This is a genomic window from Ruegeria sp. ABV4_181, assembly GCF_056158465.1.
This window is the reverse complement of the sequence record NZ_JBSWTI010000002.1, coordinates 447,115-469,508: the sequence shown is the minus strand read 5'-3', so window position 1 is coordinate 469,508 and position 22,394 is coordinate 447,115. Positions and strand designations below refer to the sequence as shown.

Sequence of the window (22,394 nt, the reverse complement as noted above, 5' to 3'; positions counted from 1 at the left end):
CGCGTCCTTGCGGCGCGCTGTTTTCATGTAGCGTTCCGGAGTTCGCGATCTCAGTTGCTGTAGTATTTCGTCGCGTAGCTGCCGTAGGAATAACCATAGTGTCTGGCGCTGCGGACGTTGATCTGGCCCAGCACAATTCCGGTCAGACGCTGGTTGTCGATGTGGAACAGGCGCAGCGCTTCGGTAACGTCCTGTTCAGTTGTGTCATTCCATTTCACCGTCAGCAGAACCGCATCCGCGTTGCGGGCGATCAGGCGCGCGTCCGACACCAGCAGCGTCGGCGGCGTGTCAATCAGAATGACGTCGTAAATCTTGCGCATGTCGTCCAGGAACTGCTTGAACCGTTCCGAAGCCAGCAAGTCGGCGGCGTTGGCCGAGGTTTCTTCGCCCGCCAGAATGTCACAGCCCAAAAGCGGATCCTGGAAAATCGCCGCTTGCGGTGTCGCATCGCCGGACAGGACCGAGACGATTCCCATATTCGGAACGTCGTTCAACTGCGCCGTCATCGTCCTCCGCCGGATATCACCTTCGACCAGCAGGACCTTTTTGCCGATCCCGACAAAGTTCTGCGCCAGCGCCAGCGAGTTCGTCGTCTTGCCCTCACCTGGCAGCGAGGATGTCATCACCACGACCTGGGGCGGATGGTCCACATTGGACAGCATCAGTGAGGTGCGCAGGTTGCGCACCGCCTCGGCCGCGGCCGAAGACGGTTTCAAGGCGAGGTATTCCAGAACCTTGCGCCGCCCGCGCGCGGGGAACATCGGGACCTGACCCAGAACGCTGTATCCGGTCTTGCGCTCCAGCTCCTGCGCGGACCGGTAGCCCTTGCGCCGGGCTTCCAGCAGGAACACCACGGCCATGCCCAGCACAAGACCCAGCAGGGCGGATGCGACCATGATCAGCGACTTCCGGGGTTCCGACGGGTCTGTCGGGATCACCGCGCGGGAAATCTGCCGGCTGTCGGCTTTCTGAATCCCCTCCTGGGCCGAGGTTTCCTTGAGGCGGGTCAGGAAATATTCATACAGCAACCGGATGGCTTCTGCCTCGCGGGTCAGCTGTTGCAATGTAATGAGGTCGGCGTTCTGCCGCGCGATCTGCTGTCCCAGATCTTCGGCGGATCGGGTCAACGCCTGAACCTGCTGAGTGGCGCGGCGCGCTTCCAGGGCGGTGCGCGCCAGCAACCGCTGAAACGCGGTTTCGAAAGCCTGCCGGTTGGATTCGGATCCGGCGATCTGCGCATAGAGGCGCTGAATCTGCGGGTCCTCGCTGGCCTCGGCCTGCGCCGCGGGGCCATCGGCCGCCTGCAGGCGCTCGAAACGGGCCTGCGCTGCCTCCTGCGTTGCGCTGGCGGTGGCGCTGCGCTCTCGCAGATCCTTCAGCTGAACTTCCTGCAGCTGTAGCGCCTCGGGCGAGATCAACGCTGTCGAGGCGTTGAATTCGCTCAGCTTGCTCTCGGCGGTTTCAAGCTCCAGCTGCAACTCGGCCACACGATCCGAAAGCCAGATGGTGGCCTGTTCGGTCGCGGCGAATTTGACCTCGATCTGGTCGAGAATATACAGATCGACGATAGTATCCGCGATCAGTGCCGATTTGCGCGCGGTTTCGGTTTCGGCGGTGACCCGGAAAACAAAGCTCTGCGGAACATTCCGGACCGAGACTTTTTCCAGCAGCGCGGTGATCACCCCATCGCGGGTGATCTGGTCATGGATGTCATCGGGCAGGGCTGTGGCATCCGGCGACAGGCCCAGAAGGGATTTCAACCCGGTCCTGGCCGAGCCGAGCAGCGACGGCGCAGCCAGCTTGGTGTTAAACTCCGGGTCCGACACCAGATCCAGCTTGTCCACCACCTTGCCCATCAGCCCGCGGGACCTGAGCACCTCCAGCTCTGAATTGATCTCAGCCGTATCGCCGGCAAGCCCGCCGACCACGCTTTGCAGATCGACCACGCTTTCCTGATTGGTCTCCAGCATGACCACGGCGCTTGAACGGAACTGCGGGGTTGCGGCAACAAAGGCGTAATAGCCGCCCAGCAACAGGGCCAGAACCGTGGTCAGCGCCACGATCCACTTGCCGCGCCACAGCGTTCCCATCAGGGCGCTCAGGTCAAGGACGGCCTCTTCGGACGTGTCCATCATTGATGGCCGGCCCGGCGCAAGCTGCGCCTGCTGTATGGGGGATTGCTTCATTTTCAGCCCGGATTCCTGATTGCAAAACGCACGCAGAACGCGTGCGCAGCCGCTCATTACATGGCTCTGAACCAATAATAAAGGCCCTCAGGCGTATTAACGGCCTGTGCGCAGGAACACGGCGGATGCCGTCTGAGTTATGATCTTGATGTCCCAAAGAAAGCTGCGCCGGGTCAGGTAGGTGACATCCATCTCAACCCGCTCGCCATAGCTGATATCGTTGCGGCCCGACACCTGCCACAGCCCGGTAATGCCGGGTTTCTGGGCCAGATAGGCCGAGGCCGAACTGCCGTATTTCACCAGTTCGATGGCCACCACGGGGCGCGGTCCGACAAAGCTCATCTCGCCTTTCAGCACGTTCCAGATTTGTGGAAGCTCGTCCAGACTGGTCTTCCTCAGCAGGTGCCCAAGCTGGTTGATCCGGGGATCATCGGTCAGTTTGTGGTCGCGTTCCCATTCGGCCGCGGCTGCGGAATCAGCGTCCAGATGCGCCTGAAGCCGTGCCTCTGCGTCAACGACCATGCTGCGAATTTTCCAGCATTTGAAGGGTTTACCATTCTGACCGATGCGGGTATGACCGAAAAAACCCGGCCCGCCATCAAGGCGGACAAGACACCACAGGACAAGAATGACCGGCGTTACGGCAGGCAACAGCAGCAAAGCGAACAGAACATCGAAAACACGTTTGCCCGGACCGGCGTAAAGTCCGGACGGCGCGCTGTGCGGTGCGGGGTGCCCTTGTGCCGTGCTGTGAGAATGTGTTGACGAAACAAAATCCAGCATAGCCCGAACTTCCGATACCCAAGTGCAATTGTTATTACAGCGTTAAGCTGATTGTTTTTTTGGGTGTTAAACTTAAGCGAATAAAAAATTAAGATCGAAAATCAATTTTCCACAATTTATTTTCTGCGCCGCTGAATTTCTGGGCAAACGCTGTGAAACGATCGCGAAATACGAAACTAACCTTAAGTCATTTTACATTCTAAAGTAGAGTTATGTTTCTTTTTGAGACGTGAGCCGGGCCCGCAAGTTTCGTCCTGATACTCGGTCACCGTCGCGGCGGATCAACCGGCACCGTTGTCGAAAAAATTGACTGAACAGTAAAAAGATGCTCGCATCCCGGAAAACAGGAGAGAGTGATGGCCAAACACAATATGACCCGCAGAGTTTTGCTGGCCGCGGTTGCGGCGGCGTCGACCCTGTATTCCGTCAGCGTGGCGGCGGCAGAGACCGTCAAGGTCGCGGCGATTTACACGCTGCCGGTCGAACAGCAATGGATCAGCCGCATCCACAAGGCGCTGAATGCCGCAGCCGAGCGCGGAGACATCGAATATGTCTTTTCCGAGAATGTCGCCAACACCGATTACGAACGGGTGATGCGCGAATATGCCGAGCAGGGCTCGCAACTGATTGTGGGCGAGGTTTTCGGCCTGGAGCGCGCGGCGCGTAAGGTGGCCAAGGATTACCCGGATACCGCCTTTCTGATGGGGTCGTCCTTTGGTCCGGTCGGACCCAATTTCTCGGTCTTCGACAACTGGATTCACGAACCCTCTTACCTGACCGGCATGGTGGCCGGCGCGGCGACGGAATCGAACGTGATCGGTATGGTCGGCGGCTATGCCATCCCCGAGGTCAACCGGCTGATGAACGCCTTCATGGACGGTGCGCGTGAGGTGAACCCCGACGTCACGTTCCTCGTGACCTTCATCGATAGCTGGTATGACCCGCCCAAGGCCAAGGAAAGCGCCATTGCGATGATGGATGCGGGCGCGGACATCATGTATGCGGAACGCTTTGGTGTATCGGATGCGGCCGTGGAACGTGGCGTGAAGGCGGTGGGCAACGTGATCGACACCTCGGGCGATTATCCGGGCACGATCATGGCCTCGGCGCTCTGGCATATGGAGCCGACCATCAACAAGGCCATCGCCAATGTCGCCAACGGGTCGTTCGAGGCCGCGGATTACGGCCAGTACAGCTTTATGGGTTATGGCGGCGGTTCGATGGTTCTGGACGAGGCACTGGTTCCGGCGGATGTGGTCGAGGCGGTCAATGCCCGGCAGGGCGAGATTCTGGACGGGTTGTTCCGCGTCAATGTGAACGATGACCGCCCGGTTTCCGACAATTGATCGCAGGCGGGCCGGTCTGGGCACCGGCCCGTGTTTCCGATGACAGATTCCACGGTTCTCAAGCTCAACGGGCTGAGCAAGCGGTTCGGCCCGGTTGTCGCCAATGACGATGTCAGCCTGACCCTGAACCGGGGCGAGGTGCTGGCGCTGCTGGGCGAAAACGGCGCGGGCAAGACCACGCTGATGAACATGCTGTTCGGGCATTACCTGCCCGATGCGGGTTCGATCGAGGTGGCGGATGCGGCGGGGGTCCTGCGGCCTTTGCCGCTGGGCCATCCGCAGCTGGCGCTGGCGGCCGGCGTGGGTATGGTGCATCAGCATTTCACGCTGGCCGAGAACATCTCGGCCCTGGACAATATCATGCTCGGGTCCGAGCCGCTGTTCGCGCTGCGCCGCAACCGACGTGCAGCGCGGCGCAGGATCGAGGCGATCATCGCCCAAAGCGGGCTGACCGCGCCGCTGGATACGCCGGTCGGGCGTTTGTCGGTTGGGGAAAGGCAGCGGGTCGAGATTCTGAAGGCGCTGTACCGGCAGGCGCGGATTCTGGTGCTGGACGAACCCACCGCGGTGCTGACCCCGCAAGAGGCCGACGCGCTGTTCGAAAACATCCGCATGATGACGAATGAGGGGCTGTCGGTGATCTTCATCAGCCACAAGCTGCGCGAAGTTCTGGCTTTTTCCGATCGGATCGCGGTGCTGCGCCACGGACGCAAGGTGGGTGAGATGGCGACCTCTGAGGCGGATGAGACATCCATTGCGCGAATGATGGTCGGGGCCGAGACACCCGAACTGGTGGGATCACATATGGCACCCGGCGCGCCGGTTCTGACGCTGTCGGGCGTGGCCGTGCCGGGCCGGTCCCAGCGCGATACGCTCCGGGGTATAGACCTGACCGTACATGCGCATGAAATTCTGGGCATCGCCGGGGTCTCGGGCAACGGGCAAAACGGGCTGGCAAACGTGATCTCGGGCCTTTTGCCGCCGGAACAGGGCCTGGTCCGCGTTGACGGGGCCGACATCGACGCCCCCAGCCCCTCGGCGATGGTGCGTGCGGGCGTCGGTCGCATCCCCGAAGACCGCCACCATGAGGGCATCGTCGGCGCGATGAGCGTGGCCGAGAACATGATTATCGAACGGCTGGATGATCCCGACGTGCAATCCCGCGGCCTGTTGCGGCGCGAAGCCATTCAGGCAAATGCCGAACGTCTGGCTGCGGCCTATGATGTGCGCGGGCCGGGTGTCCAGGCCCCGGCACGGCTGCTGTCGGGGGGAAATATCCAGAAACTCATCCTGGCGCGTGTTTTCGAGCGCGCGCCGCGTCTGATCCTGGCCAACCAGCCCACGCGCGGTCTGGATATGGGGGCTGCGGCCGAGGTCGGGCAACGCCTGCTGGAGGCCCGTGCACGCGGGGCGGGTGTGGTGCTGATCTCGGAAGATCTGGACGAGATTCTGGGCCTTGCCGACCGGATCATGGTGATCCGGGACGGTGAATTGCACGAGGCCCCCGGCCGGGATCGCGAAAGGATCGGGCTGATGATGGCAGGAGAGCCGGCATGATCCGTATCGAACCCCGCGAAAGCCAGCCGCGCACCGTAACGCTGGGTGTCCCCGTCCTGTCCGCCGTCATCGCGCTGGGATTTGCGGCCATTCCCCTGCTGGCCGCGGGCGCCGACCCCATGGCCGCTTATGCTGAGATGTTTCGCGGCGTGTTTGGCTCTGTTTTTGCCTTTTCCGAGGTGCTGACCCGCGCCACGCCGCTGATCTTTACCGGGCTGGCCGCGGCTCTGGCCTTTCGGGCCAGGCTTTGGAACATCGGAGCCGAAGGGCAGCTGTATCTGGGGGCGATGGCCGCTGTGGCCATCGGGTCCGGGGTGCTGGAGGTATCGGGCGTCCTGCTATTGCCGCTGATCGTCCTGCTGGGCGCGGCGGCGGGGGCGGCGGGGATGGTCGCCCCCACCTATCTGAAAACCCGGTTCGGAGCGGATGAGGTGGTGACCACGCTGCTGCTGAACTTCATCATCCTGATCTTCGTGCAGATGATGCTGGAGGGGCCATTGCAGGACCCGATGGGTCTGGGCTGGCCGCAATCGGCCCCGGTGCTGGATCAGGGCATGCTGCCACCGCTGATGGACCGGATGCGGGTGCATTCGGGACTGATTGTGGCTCTGATACTGGCGGGATTGGCGCAATTCATGCTGGCACGGTCGGTCTTGGGTTTCCGTCTGCGCGCGGTCGGAGAGAATGCGGCCGCCGCGCGCCATGCCGGGATCAACGTGAAACGTTCACTGTTCGGCGTCGCCATAATGTCGGGTGGTCTGGCCGGTTTGGCGGGTGTCAGCGAGGTGGCGGGGCTTAAGGGCTACCTGACCGCCGACCTCTCGCCCGGTTTCGGCTATACCGGCATCGTGGTCGCCATGCTGGCGGGTCTTTCCCCGCTGGGCGTGGTGATTGCGGCACTCTTCATCGCCTCGGTCTTTGTGGGGGCCGACAGCATGAGCCGCGCTATGGGCGTGTCGTCCTTTCTGGCCGACCTGGTGGTGTCGGTCTCGCTGCTCTGCGTGCTGGTTGGCGGGTTCTTTGCCAGATACCGGATCGTGCGGGTCGGCACAGCAGGAGCGGCCCCGTGATGGATATCCTCACCATCCTGCTGTCCGAAAGCTTCTGGGCCGCATCGCTGCGCATCGCGACGCCGCTGATCTTCGGCGTGCTGGGTGCGCTGATCTGCGAGCGCGCCGGGGTGCTGAATCTCGGGATCGAAGGGATCTTCGTCGTTGGCGCCATGTGCGGCTGGATGGCCGTCTGGCTGGGGGCCGGGCTGTGGGGCGGCGTGCTGGTCGCGGCGCTGGCCGGAGCTTTGTTCGGCCTGCTGCACGCAATCCTGACGGTGCCTCTGGGCCTGTCACAGCATGTCTCGGGGCTGGGGATCACGTTGTTTGCCACCTCGGTCAGCTATTACACCTATCGCACGGCGCTGCCGAACGTCTCATCGCCGCCCCGGATCGAACCGTTTCAGCCGCTGGATCTGCCGGTTCTGTCCGATTTACCCTTTTTAGGCTCTGTTTTGTTTCAGCAGACGGCGCTGACCTGGCTGGCACTGCTGATGGTGGCGGTTGTCTGGTACGTGATGAATCGCACCGCGCTGGGCGTGGCGATACAGGCTGTGGGTGACAATCCGGACAGCGTCGACGCGCAGGGCCTGTCGGTCTACGGATTGCGGATCGGAGCGATTGTCGCGGGCTCGGCCCTGATGGCGCTGGGCGGGGCATTCCTGACCATGAGCGCCTTTGACGCTTTCTTCTTCGGTATGGTCAACGGGCGCGGCTGGGTCTGCATTGCGCTGGTGATCTTTGCCAGCTGGCGGCCCGGCAAGGCGCTGCTGGGTGCGCTTCTGTTCGGTGCCTTCGACGCGTTGCAGGTCCGGTTGCAGACCGAGATCGGCGCGCTGGTGCCCGGACAGGTGTTTCTGATGGCGCCCTATATCCTGTCGATCATCGCGCTTGTGGTTGCGGCGCGGTCAGCGGATTATCCGCGTGCATTGCTTACCCCCTGGTTCAAGGGCCAACGATAGGAGCCGCCATGTTCGATCTGATCGTCAAGAATGCCACCCTGACCGATGGCCGGACCGGGGTGGATATCGCCTGTGCGGACGGCAGGATCGCCGCCATCGAACCCGGGATCACCGCCGAAGCGGGCGAGGTGATCGACGCCGACGGGCAACTGGTCTCACCACCTTTTGTCGACCCGCATTTCCATATGGATGCGACCCTGTCGCTGGGCACGCCGCGGTTGAACGTCTCGGGCACGTTGCTGGAAGGGATTGCGCTTTGGGGTGAGTTGAAGCCGATCCAGTCGGTTGAGGATATCGTTGCCCGCGCCCTGCGCTATTGCGAACTGGCCGTGGCCAAGGGCATTGGCGCAATCCGCAGTCATGTGGACACGTGCGATGACGAACTCAAAGGTGTGCAGGCCCTGTTGCAGGTGCGCGAACAGGTGAAGGATTACCTTGACCTGCAACTGGTGGCTTTCCCGCAGGACGGTGTCCTGCGCGACCAGACGGCGATGCAGAACACGATCCGGGCGCTGGACATGGGCGTCGATGTGGTGGGGGGCATCCCTCATTTCGAACGCAGCATGGCGGACGGGGCTGAATCTGTCCGCCTGCTGTGTGAAATCGCGGCCGAGCGCGGTTTGATGGTCGATATGCATTGCGACGAAAGCGACGACCCGCAGAGCCGCCATATCGAAACACTGGCCTTTGAAACCCAACGTTTGGGTCTGAATGGCCGGGTGACGGGCTCGCATCTGACCTCGATGCATTCGATGGACAACTATTATGTCTCGAAACTGATCCCGCTGATGGTCGAAGCCGGGGTCCACGCCATCCCGAACCCGTTGATCAACATCATGTTGCAGGGCAGGCACGACACCTATCCGAAACGCCGGGGCCAGACTCGCGTGCGCGAACTGCGCGATGCCGGGGTCACCGTGGGCTTTGGTTCGGACTGCATGATGGACCCGTGGTATTCGCTGGGTAAGGCCGACATGCTGGACGTGGCCTTCATGGGCCTGCATGTGGGTCAGCTATCCAGCCGCGCGGACATGGCGTGGTGTTTCGATGCGGTCACCGAGAACTCGGCCCGGATCATGGGGCTGCAGGGCTACGGCGTCGCCAAGGGCTGCGCCGCGAATTTCGTCCTGTTGCAGGCCACCGACCCGATCGAGGCGATCCGGCTGCGCGCCCACCGTCTGGCCGTGATCCGCAAAGGCAGGGTCGTGGCGCGGTCAAACCCGGTGATTCATGAGATGAGCCTGCCCACCGGGCAAGCACCGCTGGATGAGGCGCGCGTGCCTTTCACCCGCTGACGGCTGACGGATCTGATGCGGGTTGTTCCCCGGGCGCCCGCCAGATCGCGGTTCAATTCGGTCAGACCGGGCTGAAACCGCCGCGATTTCCGTTCGGGTTGCGGTGAAGGCCGTCGAAATTGTGGCGGTTTGGCCGGACTTTCCCCAGGGTCGTCGCGGTTATTCACAATCAATTGTTGCAACTGCCAGAATGATCTGGATGATCAGGGTCACCATGGCCGCGGAAAGCGGCCCGTCGTTTGCTGAAACGGCGCGAACAAAAACCGGGGAGACTATAATGATCCTAAGAAACCTGATGATTGCCGCCAGCGCCACCGCGCTGATGGCGGCCGGTGCTTCGGCCGAAACCCTGCGCTGGGCGCGTGCGGGCGATGCCCTGACGCTGGACCCGCATGCTCAGAACGAGGGCCCGACCTCGGCGCTGGCGCACCAGATCATGGAGCCGCTGGTGATGCGCGACATGACCGGTGCGATGGTTCCGGCGCTGGCCACCGAATGGGGCCCGTCCGAAGACAACCCGAATATCTGGGTATTCAAGCTGCGTGAAGGCGTCACCTTCCATGACGGCGCCGAGTTCGACAGCGAAGACGTCGTGTTCTCGCTGAACCGCGCGATGACACCGGATTCCGATTACAAGGAACTGCTGGCCTCGGTCAAAGAGGTGCGCGCGCCGGACAAGTACACGGTTGAAATCGAAACCGATGGTCCGAACCCGATCATGCCCAACAACCTGACCAACATGTTCATGATGGACAAGACCTGGGCCGAGGCGAACAACGCCGTCAAGGTTCAGGACTATGAAGGTGGCGAAGATACCTATGCCGCCAAGAACGCCAACGGCACCGGCCCCTACAAGCTGGTCAGCCGCGAGCCCGACGTCAAAACGGTTCTGACCGCCAACGAGAACTACTGGGGCCAAGGCGAGTTCCCGATGCAGGTGACCGAGATCGTCTATACCCCGATCCAGAACGCTGCGACCCGGGTTGCCGCGCTGCTGTCGGGTGAGGTGGACTTTATCCAGGATGTGCCTGTGCAAGACCTCGAACGCGTGTCCGGCACCGATGGTCTGGACGTGCGCACCGCGCCGCAGAACCGGGTCATCTTTTTCGGCATGAACATGGGTGACGCGGATCTGACCTCGGACAATGTCGACGGCAAGAACCCGCTGTCCGATGTGCGTGTCCGTAAGGCCATGTCGATGGCGATCAACCGCGATGCGATCAAGCAGGTGGTGATGCGCGGCCAGTCGGCCCCCGCGGGCATGATTGCCCCGCCCTTCGTGAACGGCTGGAACGAAGCCATGGACAGCTCGTCCTCGACCGATGTGGAAAAGGCCAAGGCGCTGATGGCCGAAGCCGGGTATCCGGATGGGTTCTCGCTGACGCTGAACTGCCCGAACGACCGCTACATCAATGATGAGGCGATCTGTCAGGCGGCCGTCGGCATGCTGGCGCAGATCGGCGTGACGGTAAACCTGGATGCCAAACCCAAGGCGCAGCACTTCCCGCTGATCAACAACCTGGAAACCGACTTCTACATGCTGGGCTGGGGTGTTCCGACCTATGATTCGGAATACATCTTCAACTTCCTCGCCCACACCAAAGGTGAAAAGTACGGTTCCTGGAACGGCACGCGCTATTCCAACCCGGATCTGGACGCCAAGATCGTGGCGCTGGCTTCGGAAACCAACCTGCCCGAGCGTGACAAGCAGATCGCCGAAATCTGGCAGGTGGTGCAGGACGAACAGCTTTATATCCCGATCCACCACCAGGTGCTGAACTGGGGCATGAAGTCGAATGTCGGCACCGGCGTTGCACCGGATGACACAGCCAAGTTCAAGTATTTCACGCTGAACTAAGGCGATCACGTCTGTGATCTGGCAGGGCGCGAATGTCGCGCCCTGCTGTTTTTTGCGTTAGTCTTCAATGCAACGCCCCGTCGCGGGACAAACAGGGAGATTTCGTCATGATCCTCAGGAACAGCGCCATCGGTCTGGCCTTGCTGGCCGCAACCAGCGTTCAGGCCGCCGATTTCAAATGGGCCTCGACCACCGACCCCCAGACGATGGACCCGCATGCGGTCAATTCGGCACCGGTTCTGGGCTTTCTGAACAACGTCTACGAAGGTCTCGTCCGCCGCGACAAGGACATGAGCGTCGAGCCCGCGCTGGCGGTCAGCTGGGAGCCCATCGGCGACGGTGCAGGCTGGCGGTTCAAACTGCGTGAGGGCGTGACCTTTCATGACGGCAGCAGCTTTGACGCGCAGGACGTGCTGTTCAGCTATCAGCGCGCCTCGGGCGAGGCGGCGGATACCCGCAGCTGGTTCGCGCCGATCAGCGAGGTGAAGGTTGTCGACGACTACACGATCGATTTCATGACGACCGCGCCGAACCCTCTGTTCCCCTCGTCGATCGCCAACTGGATGATCATGGATCAGGGCTGGACCGAGGCCAATGACGCCGTCGTTCCGGACAAGGAAACCGGCAATTACGCCACCCTGAACGCCAACGGCACCGGCGCGTTCGAGGTCACCACGCGCGAGCCGGGTCTGCGCACCGTGCTGGAACCCTTCGATGGCTGGTGGGGCGAGGCGGAGCACAATATCACCCGTGCCGAGTTCACTCCGATTCAGAACCCGGCCACCGCCGTGGCGGCGCTGTTGGCGGGCGATGTGGATATGATCAACCCGGTGCCCATTCAGGATGTGGCGCGGCTGAAGGAAAGCGGCGATGTCGAGGTTATTCAGGGTATCGAGGCGCGGGTCATCATGCTGGGATTCGGGCATGAAGCCGAAACGCTGAAATACACCGACGATGCGGGCAAGCCGAACCCGTTCCGCGATCCGCGGGTCCGCAAAGCGGTGGCGCAGGCGGTGAATGTCGATGCCATTCTGGCCACCATCATGCGCGGCAATGCCGAGGCCGCCTCGCAACTGGTTAGCCCGGCCATGAGCGGCTTTTCCGAAGCCAATGCCGGCCGCCCGGCCTTTGACGTCGAAGCCGCCAGGGCGCTGCTGGCCGAGGCGGGGTTCGCGGATGGCTTTTCGTTCGGGCTGAAATGCCCAAATGACCGCTATCTGAACGATGAGGCCGTGTGTCAGGCTGTAGTGTCCATGCTGGCCCAGATCGGGATTACCGCAGAGCTGGACGCAATGCCCGTGCGCAACTACTGGCCCGAGCTGCGCGAGGACAATTACGACATGTATCTGCTGGGCTGGAGCCCCGGCACCTTTGATGCCGAACATCCGGTCCGGTTCCTTGTTGCCACCCCGAACGAGGAAAAGAAGCTGGGCAGCTGGAATTTCGGCGGCTTCTCGAACGCGCGGGTGGATGAATTGCTGCCGATGATCCAGTCGGAGCTGGACGCGGTCAAACGGCAGGCCATGCTGGACGAGGTGACCGGGATCATTCAGGATGAACAGGTCTATGTGCCGATGTATGTGCAGCCGCTGGTCTGGGGCACGCGCAGCAATGTCGCGCTGACCCAGCGTCCGGACAACTTCTTTCTGTTGCGCTGGGTGACGGTGAATTGACGGGCCGGACCCTGATCCGGACCGGAACGCGACGTTCCGCCACCGGCACCGGCTTGACCATCCGGTCACGGGCGGCATAGAGAGACAGATCAACGGGGAAAATGAATGTTCGCATATATCGTCCGAAGGATGTTCCAATCCGTGATCGTTTTGCTGGTCGTGGGTCTGGTCGCGTTTTCGATGTTCCGCTTTGTCGGCGATCCGATCGACAACATGCTGGGGCAGGAGCGTACGCAAGCCGATATCGACCGGCTGCGCACCGAGCTTGGGCTGGATCAGCCCTTTCCGGTCCAATATTTCAAGTTCCTGCAGGGCGCTGTACAGGGCAACTTCGGTGTCTCGTACCGGCAGGGGCGTCCGGTTTCGACCATCATCGCCGAACGCGCGCCCGCAACGCTGGAACTGGCCTTTGTGTCGGGCTTTCTGGCGATCACCATGGGCATCGCGCTGGGCGTATTCACCGCCATCCGACGACAAGGGGTCGCCGCGAATATCATCATGACCGTGTCCCTGATCGGGGTCTCTCTGCCGACCTTCCTGATCGGGATCTTGCTGATCTATATATTCTCGGTGGAACTGGACCTGTTACCAAGCTTTGGCAGGGGGGAAACCGTGATGATCGGCAACTGGTCCACGGGGTTCCTGACCGCTTCGGGGCTCAAGGCGCTGATCCTGCCGGCGATCACGCTGGGTCTCTATCAGATGACGCTGATCATGCGGCTGGTCCGGTCGGAAATGCTTGAGGTGATGCGCGCCGACTATGTCCGCTTTGCCCGGGCGCGCGGCCTGTCGGACCGGGTGATCAACTTCCGCCACGCGCTGAAGAACACGCTGGTGCCGGTGATCACCATCACGGGCCTGCAACTCGGCTCGATCATCGCTTTCGCCATCATCACCGAGACGGTGTTTCAGTGGCCGGGCGTCGGCCTGCTGTTCATCAACGCGATCCAGTTCGTCGATATCCCCGTCATGGCCGCTTATCTGATGCTGATCTCGGTCATGTTCGTTTCGATCAACCTGATCGTCGATCTTCTTTACTATGCCATTGACCCGCGCCTGCGTGTCGACGCGAGGGCCACATGACCGATACCATCGAAACCTCGAAAGTCCCCGCCAAAACGCGCTTTGCCAAGTTCTGGGACAGTGATTTTGCGTGGTCGTTCCGCCATTCGCCCGTGGCCATCGTCGCCTCGATCGTGGTGGTGATCCTGGTGCTGGCGGCGGTATTTGCGCCGCTGATCGCACCGTATAACCCGTTCGACCCGGCCTCGCTGAACCTGATGAACGGATTTACTCCGCCGGGCACGCCCAATGCCTTCACTCAGGATACATTCCTGCTGGGCACCGACGATCAGGGCCGCGATGTGTTCTCGACCATCCTTTATGGCATGCGCATTTCGCTTTTCGTGGGCGCGGCGGCGGTGCTGCTGGCGATGATCATCGGCGTGATCCTGGGGCTGGTGGCCGCCTATTTCGGCGGCTGGGTCGAGACCCTGATCATGCGGATCGCGGATGTGCAGCTGACCTTCCCGGCCATTCTGGTGGCCATGCTGATCTTTGGCATCGCCAAGGGCGTAACCCCGCCGGAGTACCGCGATGAAATGGCGATCTACGTGCTGATCATCGCCATCGCCCTGTCCGACTGGGTGCAGTTCGCCCGCGTCGTGCGCGGCGCGGCGCTGGTGGAAAAGAACAAGGAATATGTGCAGGCCGCGCGCCTGATCGGGCGCGGTTCGGTGCCGATCATGTTCCGCCATATTCTGCCCAACGTGCTCAGCCCGGTTCTGGTCATTGCCACGATCTCGCTGGCGCTGGCGATCATTGCCGAGGCGACGCTGAGTTTCCTTGGCGTGGGTGCACCGCCGACCCAGCCGTCGCTGGGCACACTGATCCGCATCGGGCAGGGCTTCCTGTTCTCGGGTGAGTGGTGGATCCTGTTCTTCCCGGCCTGCACCCTTCTGGCGCTGGCCCTTTCGGTCAACCTGCTGGGCGACTGGCTGCGCGATGCGCTGAACCCCAAGCTGCGGTGATTTCATGAGCCTACTGACGATCAACGACCTGACGGTCGAATTCCCGACGCGCCGCCAACTATTCACTGCGGTGGACCATGTGGACCTGTCGGTCGAGCCTGGTGAAATCCACGGTCTGGTGGGGGAATCCGGTGCCGGAAAATCCACCATCGGCGCGGCGATCATGGGTCTGCTGGACCGTCCCGGCCGGATTGCCAGCGGCATCATCCGGCTGAGCGGCGACCAGATCAGCGGTCTGGACGCCGAGGCGATGCGCGGGCTGCGCGGCAAGAAAATTTCGATGATCTTTCAGGACCCGCTGACTTCGCTGAACCCGCTGTTCACAGTGCGCGAGCAGTTGGTAGAGACGATTCAGGCCCATCTGGGCGGCTCGGACGCCGAAGCCAATAAACGCGCCCGCGATCTGATCGACCGGGTCGGTATCCCCGATCCCGACACGCGGCTGGACCAGTATCCGCACCAGTTCTCGGGCGGGATGCGGCAGCGCGTGGTCATCGCGCTGGCCTTGTGCACCGAGCCGGACGTGATCATCGCGGATGAGCCGACCACGGCGCTGGACGTGTCGGTGCAGGCGCAGATTCTGGACCTAATCAAGGAGCTGGCGCAGGAGCGTCAGGTCGGTGTTATCCTGATCACCCATGATATGGGCGTGATTGCCGACACCACCGACAAGGTGACGGTGATGTATGCGGGCAAGGTGGTTGAAACCGGCCCCACCGCGCAAGTTATGGGCCAGCCCAGCCACGAATATACCAAGTCGCTGATTGCCGCCGTGCCGCGCCCGACACTCAAGCTGCACCGCTTTCCGCAGATCAGCTATGGCGGGCGCGAAACCCGCTTTGCGATCGAGGACATGGCCCGCCACTGGCCCAAGGTCGACAATGACACCACCAAACCGGTGTTCGAAATCCGCGACCTGACCAAGAAATTCCTTCAGCGCAGGGGCCTGCTGCCGTGGGATCGGACCTATTTCACCGCTGTGGACGAGGTCAGTTTCGATATCCGCGCGGGCGAGGTGTTCGGCGTTGTGGGGGAATCCGGGTCGGGCAAATCCACCGTCGCGCGGATGATCGCGGGGCTTTACCCCGTCGATGGCGGCACGATCACGTTCGAGGGGCAGGTGGTCAGCGATCTGACCAACAAGGCGGCTCTGGACGCGTACCGCAAGAACATCCAGATGATCTTTCAGGATCCCTATTCGTCGCTCAACCCGCGTATGCGCGTGGATGATATCGTTGCCGAACCGATCCGCCACCACCGGCTGATGGACGGTGCCGATGTCAAGCGCCGCGTCGATGAGCTGCTGGATCAGGTCGGTCTGGGCCATGAGGCCGGGATGAAATACCCGCATGAATTTTCGGGCGGGCAACGGCAGCGGATTTCGATTGCACGGGCGCTGGCCACCCAGCCGCGCTTTCTGATCTGTGATGAGCCGACAAGCGCGTTGGACGTCTCGATCCAGGCGCAGATTCTGAACATCCTGAAGGACCTGCAGGAACATCTGGGCCTGACCCTTCTGTTCATCAGCCATGACCTGCCCGTGGTGCGCCAGATGTGCGACCGGGTGGCGGTGATGAAACAGGGCAAGGTGGTCGAGCTGCAGGAAACCAACGAGCTGTTTGCCAACCCCCACACGGATTATGCCCGGGAACTGCTGCGGCTGATGCCCAAGCTCGACGATCTTTCGACCGAAGGGTTGAGCGCAGAGGTCTGAACCGCGGCTCAGCGCCACCCGCCGTTATGATCGACCCACCTTGGGGCAGGGTCGGATTTGATGTCGGTTTTCTGACAGACCAATAGTCATAGAAAAAAGCTATGACGGATGGAGGATGTGACGGTGCCTGAATAGAAGGGAAAGGAAGCATCAAAAAGGGCAACGCACCATGCCATCCTTTCCCCGCCCGAACCTCGGCGAACCTTATCTGCTGACGCCGGGGCCGCTGACGACTTCGCACACCGTAAAACAGGCCATGCTGCGCGACTGGGGCAGTTGGGACGGTGATTTTCGCGCCATGACCGCCGAATTGCGCACCCGGTTGCTGGACCTGCTGGGTGAGGGAAAACAGGCTTATGACTGCGTTCCCATGCAGGGGTCGGGCAGCTTTGCGGTCGAGGCAATGCTGACGTCGATGATCCCGCCATCGGGCAAGGCGCTGGTGCTGGCCAATGGCGCCTATGGCAAACGCGCGGCGCAGACGCTGGAATATGCCGGGCGCGCGCATGTGGTTCTGGACAAGGGCGACTATCTGCCGCCGCGCGGGTCCGAAGTGGCGCAGATTTTGGCCGAGGACCCGGCGATCACCCATGTCGTCGCCATTCACTGTGAAACAAGCTCGGGCATACTGAACCCGCTGGCCGAGATATCCGACGCCACCGCCGCGGCCGGGCGGAAACTGCTGATCGACAGCATGTCGGCCTTTGGCGCGATCCCGTTGCAACCCAGTGAGTATACGTTCGAGGCGATGGTCTCATCGGCCAATAAATGCATCGAAGGCGTACCGGGGTTTGGTTTCGTGCTGGCGCGCAAAACGGCCCTGATCGCGGCCAGGGGCAACTGCAACTCGCTCAGCCTGGATCTGCATGCCCAATGGGACACGATGGAGAAAACCGGTCAGTGGCGTTTCACCCCGCCCACCCATGTCGTGGCCGCCTTCCTGCAGGCGCTTCGCGAACATGAGGCCGAAGGCGGTGTCGCCGGTCGTGGGGCTCGCTACGCCGGAAACCGGGATGTCATGGTCGCCGGCATGCGCGCGCTGGGTTTCGAAACCCTGCTGTCGGATGAGTGGCTGTCGCCGATCATCGTTACCTTTTTCTGCCCGGCAGACCCCAATTTCAACTTTGGCCGGTTCTACGATGTCATGAAGGATCAAGGGTTTATCATCTATCCGGGCAAACTGACCGAGGTGGAAAGCTTTCGCATCGGCTGCATCGGCCACATGGATACCAAGGTCATGCAGGCGGTGGTCGACGCCGCGAAACACGCGCTGGACGAGATGCAGGTCACCAACGCCGCGCCGCCGTTCGAAGCCCTTGCGTCGCGCATGGCCCAGATCGCCTGATACGGAAACAGTTGCGCTGAAGACATATCGCCGAAACTGACGTCAAAATGACGTAAGTTTCGGCGTTTTCGTCAAGAAAGCCCCTGCGATTTGTACAGCCGCGGCTTCATACTTTCAGGAAAGCGTTTCAGGAGCATTCTGGCCGTCGATCCCCAACAATACGTCGGCGGCTTCGGTGGAAAACCCGACTCAGCAAGGCCCCGAGACGCGTGAAACGAAAGAGGAGGCGCGTTTTGAGCTGGAATATATGTGTTATCGGAGCAGGCAAGATCGGTCAGATGATCGCCACCCTGCTGCAATCATCGTCCAACTATTCGGTCACTGTGGCCGATCGGGATCTGGCGGCGCTGTCGGTGCTGAACCGGCAGGGAATTGCAACCCGGCAAATTGATGTGGATGACGCGGCGGATCTGACCCAGGCGCTGACTGGATTCGATGCGGTCATCTCGGCGGCACCGTTCTTTCTGACGCCGAAGATTGCCAGAGCCGCCAAGACGGCAGGTGCCCATTATTTCGATCTGACCGAAGATGTCGCGGCCACCAACGCCGTACGCGATCTGGCGCAGGACAGCGGAACGGCATTCATGCCGCAATGCGGTCTGGCACCGGGTTTTGTCGGCATCGCCGGCGCGTCGCTGGCGGCGGAGTTTGATGAGCTGGACAGCCTGCATATGCGGGTGGGGGCGCTGCCGCTCTATCCGACCAACGCGCTGAAATACAACCTGACCTGGTCCACCGACGGGCTGATCAACGAATACTGCAACCCCTGCGACGCCATCGTGAACGGCGAGCGCGTCAAGACCGCGCCGCTGGAGGATTACGAGCTGCTGGGCCATGACGGGGTGGAATATGAATGTTTCAACACCTCGGGCGGGTTGGGCACCTTGCCTGAAACGCTGGACGGCAAGGCGCGGGCGGTGTCTTATCGCTCGATCCGCTATCCCGGCCATTGCGATATCCTGAAACTGCTGCTCAAGGACCTGGGGCTGGAACATCGCCGCGATCTGTTGAAGGACATCTTTGAAACCGCGCTGCCGCGCACCGATCAGGACGTTGTGCTGGTCTATTGCACCGCCAAGGGCATGATCGACGGCACACTGCGCGAGAAATCCCTGATCAACAAGAGCTTTGCCCGCACCCTCAACGGACAGGTCTGGAGCGCCATTCAGGTCACCACCGCTGCGGGCGTTCTGGGCGTGGTGGACCTGATGCGGACGGGGGCGCTGCCCACCACAGGGTTCGTGCGGCAGGAGCAGGTGAAGCTTGCCGATTTCCTCAACACCGAATTTGGCCGGCTCTATCGCGCCGGTGACGTAACCGAACAGAACAAGGCGGCCTGAGATATGAAAGACATCGTTATGACTGCGCAAACAACCCTGGCAAATCTGGATCTTGAGGCTGCCGATCTGACCGGCGGCACGCTCAGGGTGACCTCTCCGATCGACGGCAGCCTGCTGGCCGAGGTGCATGAAACGCCGCTGGCAGAAATGGACGCCGTCTTTGCCCGCGCCAGGGCCGCGTTCAAGGCGTGGCGCGTGGTGCCGGCGCCGCGCCGGGGCGAGTTGATCCGCCTGCTGGGCGAGGAACTGCGCGCCGCCAAGGACGATCTGGGCGCTCTGGTCAGTTGGGAGGCTGGCAAGATCACCTCCGAAGGTCTAGGCGAAGTGCAGGAGATGATCGACATCTGCGACTTTGCCGTGGGCCTGTCGCGCCAGCTTTATGGCCTGACCATCGCGTCTGAACGTCCCGGTCACCGGATGATGGAAACCTGGCATCCGGCAGGTCCGGTCGGCGTGATCTCGGCCTTCAACTTCCCCGTCGCTGTCTGGTCGTGGAATGCGGCGCTGGCGTTGGTCTGCGGCGATCCGGTGATCTGGAAACCGTCCGAAAAGACGCCGCTGACGGCGATGGCCTGCCAGAAAATCTTTGAACGTGCGCTGGCGCGGTTCGGTGACGCGCCCGACGGGCTGTTGCAGACCCTGATCGGGGACGCGGCGCTGGGTCAGGCGCTGGTCGCGAGCGAGGATGTCCCGGTGATTTCCGCCACCGGGTCCACCCGCATGGGGCGCGCCGTTGCCCCCATCGTGGCGCAGCGGTTCGGCAAGTGCATTCTGGAACTGGGCGGCAATAACGCGATGATCGTCGGTCCCTCGGCGGACCTGGAAATGGCGGTGCGCGCCATCGTGTTTTCCGCGGTCGGCACCGCCGGTCAGCGCTGCACCACGCTGCGCCGCCTGATCGTGCACAATTCGATCCGCGAGGAACTGGTGGGCCGCCTCAGGAAAGCCTATGCCGGTCTGCCCATCGGCAACCCGCTGGCCGATGGCACATTGGTCGGCCCGCTGGTGGACGAAGCCTCGGGCGCGGCGATGACGGCCGCGCTGGCGGCCGCCAAGGCCGAAGGCGGCACCGTGCATGGCGGCAATCGTGTAACCGAAAACGTGCCCGCCGGCGTCTATATGGAGCCTGCCATTGTCGAAATGCCCGGTCAGACCGCCGTGGTGAAAACCGAAACCTTTGCGCCGATCCTCTATGTCATGGGGTACGACGATTTCGACGATGCGCTGGATATCCAGAACGACGTGCCGCAGGGTCTGTCCTCCTGCGTGTTCACCCTGAACATGCGCGAGGCCGAACAGTTCCTGACCGCAGCCGGGTCGGATTGCGGTATCGCCAACGTCAATATCGGACCCTCGGGGGCCGAGATCGGCGGTGCGTTCGGCGGTGAGAAGGAAACCGGCGGCGGGCGCGAAAGCGGCTCGGACGCGTGGAAGGCTTATATGCGCCGTCAGACGAACACGGTGAATTACTCGGCCGAACTGCCTTTGGCGCAGGGCGTCAAATTCGACATCTGATCATGTGATCCGGCGGCCCTGAACGGGGTCGCCGGGTCAGTCCGCGAACAGGTAGTCCAGCCGCATGACGGCCTGAGCCTTGTCTTGCGAAACGCCCAGAAACGCGGCCACCGCCGCTTCGTTTTCCGCGCGCGGGTTGGATTCCCGAATTCGCAGATACCCGTCAAAACCGGCCCCCCGGATCAGCTCGGATTCATGCGCCAGCGAATTGCGCAGCGTCGGCACCAGACGTGCCACGGTTTCCGTCGGGCTGTGCTCACCCGCCAGACCGACCCGGCGCGCGTGTCCGATCAGGTAATCGTCGGAATATTCGCATTCGATTTCCAGAACATGGGTCCTGGCCTGATCGGCACAGAAATCCTGAATGATATCCAGATTGGCCGGGTCAACGCAGATCACCAGCTGGTCGGTTTCGAAACTGTCGAACAACATGCGCACCACGGCGCGCCGGTGACGCGAGCGCTTGATCAGCGTCGTCTCGATCCCGCCGAGATCGGGCAGGGCGGTTTCCTCTTCGTTGAACAGGTATTCGACGCAGGGAATGTCGGTCTCGGATACGATCTGATCGACCAGACGTTTGGCAACGTGCCATTTTTTGCAGGCGATCAGGAAAATCTCGCGCTCGGGGCCCAGGGTGTTGCCGGCCTCCCAAAACCTTTGCCCAAAGCGGCGCCCGACACGCCCGCGCCCGGCCAGAAAACTATAAAGGTTCCGCCCTTCGTCCGAGATCTGAAACTCGACCCCCTCGCTGGCGTAAAGCCTGCCCAGCCGGTCCTTCAGCTCATGCGCCTCGGGGCTGATCTTGCGGGCAAACAGGTAATCCTGACCCAGAAGCATGTCGTAATGGTCGTTGTAGAACGTCACCGGCATCCCGTAATCCGAGAACATCAGGAAAGTGGGGGTCCGGTTTTCGATCTCTTGTTTCGGGATCAGGTGGCGCACGAGCGTCTGAAAGAAGGTCTCATCCGGGATCCAGGTGGTCGAGAAGAACCGGATCACATCCGGGCGTTGCTGCAAAAGCTCCAGGATCATCTCAACCGTGCGGCGGCGCAGACACCACCACTGGCTGCCGATCATAATCTGAAGATCCGCCGGGATGTCGCGTTTCAGGCCAAAGCGCTTCTGCATCTCATAGGAGGCATAGAACAGCCTGCCCTGCGTGCGTTCGTTGAAATAGTGGCGATAGATCAGCCGGTCTTCCTTCATGCCGGTCTTGATCCAGTTGCTGGCGAAAAAGTCGTGGCTTTCGACAAAATCCTTGTCGTTCTCGTCCAGAAACCAATGGGCGTATTCGGCGGTTTTGATGGCCATGCAATCGCCCGACAGCATGTAGAAATGCGTGGCGCGGGGAAACGCGTCGACAGCCGCCTGCAGGGCATAGAGGGTCGCCTGAACCAGTGACCATTCGCCCCAGCCGCATTTGATGCGCTGCGCGGCAAAGGTCACGTTCGGATTGTCCTTCAGGGCGGACCGGATACGATCAAAGGCCACCGCGCTGGCGCGTGCGTCGAAATGGATGGCCATGCAGTCCCCGGCGGCGGTCAGCTGCTCGGCCTGCGCGATGATCGCGTCAGGGTCCTTATGGCACAGAAGAATGTAGGCAATCCTTGCCATAGTGTCGTTATGATACCCGTTTCTGCCTGCTTCCTTCCGTGATACTGAGGATGAGCGATTGAATAAACAGAATATTTTTGGTTCTTTAGCAACAAAAGCGGGCGAGCGTGGCAGGTTCTGACCTGTT

The 22,394-nt window shown here is 61.7% G+C and carries 16 protein-coding genes; 13 read left to right on the top strand and 3 right to left on the bottom strand.

Annotation, left to right across the window (positions count from 1 at the left end):
* Positions 1-50: 50 nt before the first annotated feature.
* The gene (locus tag ACXAC3_RS02375) at positions 51-2,243 is read right to left on the bottom strand and encodes a GumC family protein (protein WP_475155582.1); all 2,193 of its coding nucleotides are present in this window, start codon (positions 2,241-2,243) and stop codon (positions 51-53) included.
* A gap of 39 nt (positions 2,244-2,282) precedes the next feature.
* Complete coding sequence (locus ACXAC3_RS02370; protein ID WP_475155578.1) at positions 2,283-2,969, bottom strand: sugar transferase; 687 nt, start codon at positions 2,967-2,969, stop codon at positions 2,283-2,285.
* A gap of 356 nt (positions 2,970-3,325) precedes the next feature.
* On the opposite strand from ACXAC3_RS02370, the gene ACXAC3_RS02365 reads away from it, so the two are divergent.
* The 13 genes from ACXAC3_RS02365 (at position 3,326) to amaB (ending at position 20,653) form a co-directional block, all read left to right on the top strand.
* Positions 3,326-4,315 carry a BMP family protein gene (locus ACXAC3_RS02365; protein ID WP_475155574.1) on the top strand — a complete coding sequence of 330 codons (990 nt, stop codon included), beginning with the start codon at positions 3,326-3,328 and terminating at the stop codon, positions 4,313-4,315.
* 39 nt (positions 4,316-4,354) lie between these two features.
* A complete protein-coding gene (locus ACXAC3_RS02360) occupies positions 4,355-5,872 on the top strand; it encodes an ABC transporter ATP-binding protein (RefSeq protein WP_475155568.1) in 1,518 nt (505 codons plus the stop codon).
* Positions 5,872-6,942: an ABC transporter permease gene (locus ACXAC3_RS02355; RefSeq protein ID WP_475163332.1), complete on the top strand. Its 1,071-nt coding sequence runs from the start codon at positions 5,872-5,874 to the stop codon at positions 6,940-6,942. The genes ACXAC3_RS02360 and ACXAC3_RS02355 overlap by 1 nt, the downstream gene beginning before the upstream one ends.
* The gene (locus ACXAC3_RS02350; RefSeq protein ID WP_475163329.1) at positions 6,942-7,883 is read left to right on the top strand and encodes an ABC transporter permease; all 942 of its coding nucleotides are present in this window, start codon (positions 6,942-6,944) and stop codon (positions 7,881-7,883) included. The genes ACXAC3_RS02355 and ACXAC3_RS02350 overlap by 1 nt, the downstream gene beginning before the upstream one ends.
* An 8-nt stretch (positions 7,884-7,891) precedes the next feature.
* Positions 7,892-9,178, top strand: a complete 1,287-nt coding sequence (locus ACXAC3_RS02345) for an amidohydrolase family protein (protein ID WP_475155563.1) — start codon at positions 7,892-7,894, stop codon at positions 9,176-9,178.
* 277 nt (positions 9,179-9,455) lie between these two features.
* Positions 9,456-11,036: an ABC transporter substrate-binding protein gene (locus ACXAC3_RS02340; protein ID WP_475155558.1), complete on the top strand. Its 1,581-nt coding sequence runs from the start codon at positions 9,456-9,458 to the stop codon at positions 11,034-11,036.
* A 107-nt stretch (positions 11,037-11,143) separates the two neighbouring features.
* Positions 11,144-12,709, top strand: coding sequence for an ABC transporter substrate-binding protein (locus tag ACXAC3_RS02335; protein WP_475155554.1), 1,566 nt, complete (start codon positions 11,144-11,146; stop codon positions 12,707-12,709).
* Between the two features lie 105 nt (positions 12,710-12,814).
* Positions 12,815-13,792 (top strand): ABC transporter permease, encoded by a 978-nt coding sequence (locus tag ACXAC3_RS02330; protein WP_475155549.1) that lies wholly within the window; start codon positions 12,815-12,817, stop codon positions 13,790-13,792.
* Positions 13,789-14,739, top strand: a complete 951-nt coding sequence (locus ACXAC3_RS02325; RefSeq protein ID WP_475155545.1) for an ABC transporter permease — start codon at positions 13,789-13,791, stop codon at positions 14,737-14,739. Before ACXAC3_RS02330 ends, ACXAC3_RS02325 begins: the two co-directional genes overlap by 4 nt.
* Before the next feature lie 4 nt (positions 14,740-14,743).
* A complete protein-coding gene (locus ACXAC3_RS02320; protein WP_475155540.1) occupies positions 14,744-16,453 on the top strand; it encodes an ABC transporter ATP-binding protein in 1,710 nt (569 codons plus the stop codon).
* A 169-nt stretch (positions 16,454-16,622) separates the two neighbouring features.
* Complete coding sequence (locus ACXAC3_RS02315; protein ID WP_475155535.1) at positions 16,623-17,798, top strand: 2-aminoethylphosphonate--pyruvate transaminase; 1,176 nt, start codon at positions 16,623-16,625, stop codon at positions 17,796-17,798.
* 233 nt (positions 17,799-18,031) lie between these two features.
* Positions 18,032-19,138 (top strand): saccharopine dehydrogenase family protein, encoded by a 1,107-nt coding sequence (locus ACXAC3_RS02310; protein ID WP_475155531.1) that lies wholly within the window; start codon positions 18,032-18,034, stop codon positions 19,136-19,138.
* An 18-nt stretch (positions 19,139-19,156) separates the two neighbouring features.
* Positions 19,157-20,653 carry an L-piperidine-6-carboxylate dehydrogenase gene (gene amaB / locus ACXAC3_RS02305; protein WP_475155525.1) on the top strand — a complete coding sequence of 499 codons (1,497 nt, stop codon included), beginning with the start codon at positions 19,157-19,159 and terminating at the stop codon, positions 20,651-20,653.
* 36 nt (positions 20,654-20,689) lie between these two features.
* Here the strand turns inward: amaB and ACXAC3_RS02300 are convergent, their stop codons facing one another.
* Entirely contained in the window at positions 20,690-22,267 is a 1,578-nt protein-coding gene (locus ACXAC3_RS02300; RefSeq protein WP_475155520.1) for a DUF5928 domain-containing protein, read from the bottom strand.
* Positions 22,268-22,394 lie beyond the last annotated feature (127 nt).

What these genes read in the sequence shown, in the direction of transcription:
- ACXAC3_RS02315 (WP_475155535.1), top strand. Translation starts at nt 16,623, where the DNA reads ATGCCATCCTTTCCCCGCCCGAACCTCGGCGAACCTTATCTGCTGACG.
- ACXAC3_RS02330 (WP_475155549.1), top strand. Translation starts at nt 12,815, where the DNA reads ATGTTCGCATATATCGTCCGAAGGATGTTCCAATCCGTGATCGTTTTG.
- ACXAC3_RS02365 (WP_475155574.1), top strand. Translation starts at nt 3,326, where the DNA reads ATGGCCAAACACAATATGACCCGCAGAGTTTTGCTGGCCGCGGTTGCG.
- ACXAC3_RS02370 (WP_475155578.1), bottom strand. Translation starts at nt 2,969, where the DNA reads ATGCTGGATTTTGTTTCGTCAACACATTCTCACAGCACGGCACAAGGG.
- ACXAC3_RS02345 (WP_475155563.1), top strand. Translation starts at nt 7,892, where the DNA reads ATGTTCGATCTGATCGTCAAGAATGCCACCCTGACCGATGGCCGGACC.
- ACXAC3_RS02360 (WP_475155568.1), top strand. Translation starts at nt 4,355, where the DNA reads ATGACAGATTCCACGGTTCTCAAGCTCAACGGGCTGAGCAAGCGGTTC.
- ACXAC3_RS02340 (WP_475155558.1), top strand. Translation starts at nt 9,456, where the DNA reads ATGATCCTAAGAAACCTGATGATTGCCGCCAGCGCCACCGCGCTGATG.
- ACXAC3_RS02335 (WP_475155554.1), top strand. Translation starts at nt 11,144, where the DNA reads ATGATCCTCAGGAACAGCGCCATCGGTCTGGCCTTGCTGGCCGCAACC.
- amaB (WP_475155525.1), top strand. Translation starts at nt 19,157, where the DNA reads ATGACTGCGCAAACAACCCTGGCAAATCTGGATCTTGAGGCTGCCGAT.
- ACXAC3_RS02350 (WP_475163329.1), top strand. Translation starts at nt 6,942, where the DNA reads ATGGATATCCTCACCATCCTGCTGTCCGAAAGCTTCTGGGCCGCATCG.
- ACXAC3_RS02375 (WP_475155582.1), bottom strand. Translation starts at nt 2,243, where the DNA reads ATGAGCGGCTGCGCACGCGTTCTGCGTGCGTTTTGCAATCAGGAATCC.
- ACXAC3_RS02300 (WP_475155520.1), bottom strand. Translation starts at nt 22,267, where the DNA reads ATGGCAAGGATTGCCTACATTCTTCTGTGCCATAAGGACCCTGACGCG.
- ACXAC3_RS02325 (WP_475155545.1), top strand. Translation starts at nt 13,789, where the DNA reads ATGACCGATACCATCGAAACCTCGAAAGTCCCCGCCAAAACGCGCTTT.
- ACXAC3_RS02320 (WP_475155540.1), top strand. Translation starts at nt 14,744, where the DNA reads ATGAGCCTACTGACGATCAACGACCTGACGGTCGAATTCCCGACGCGC.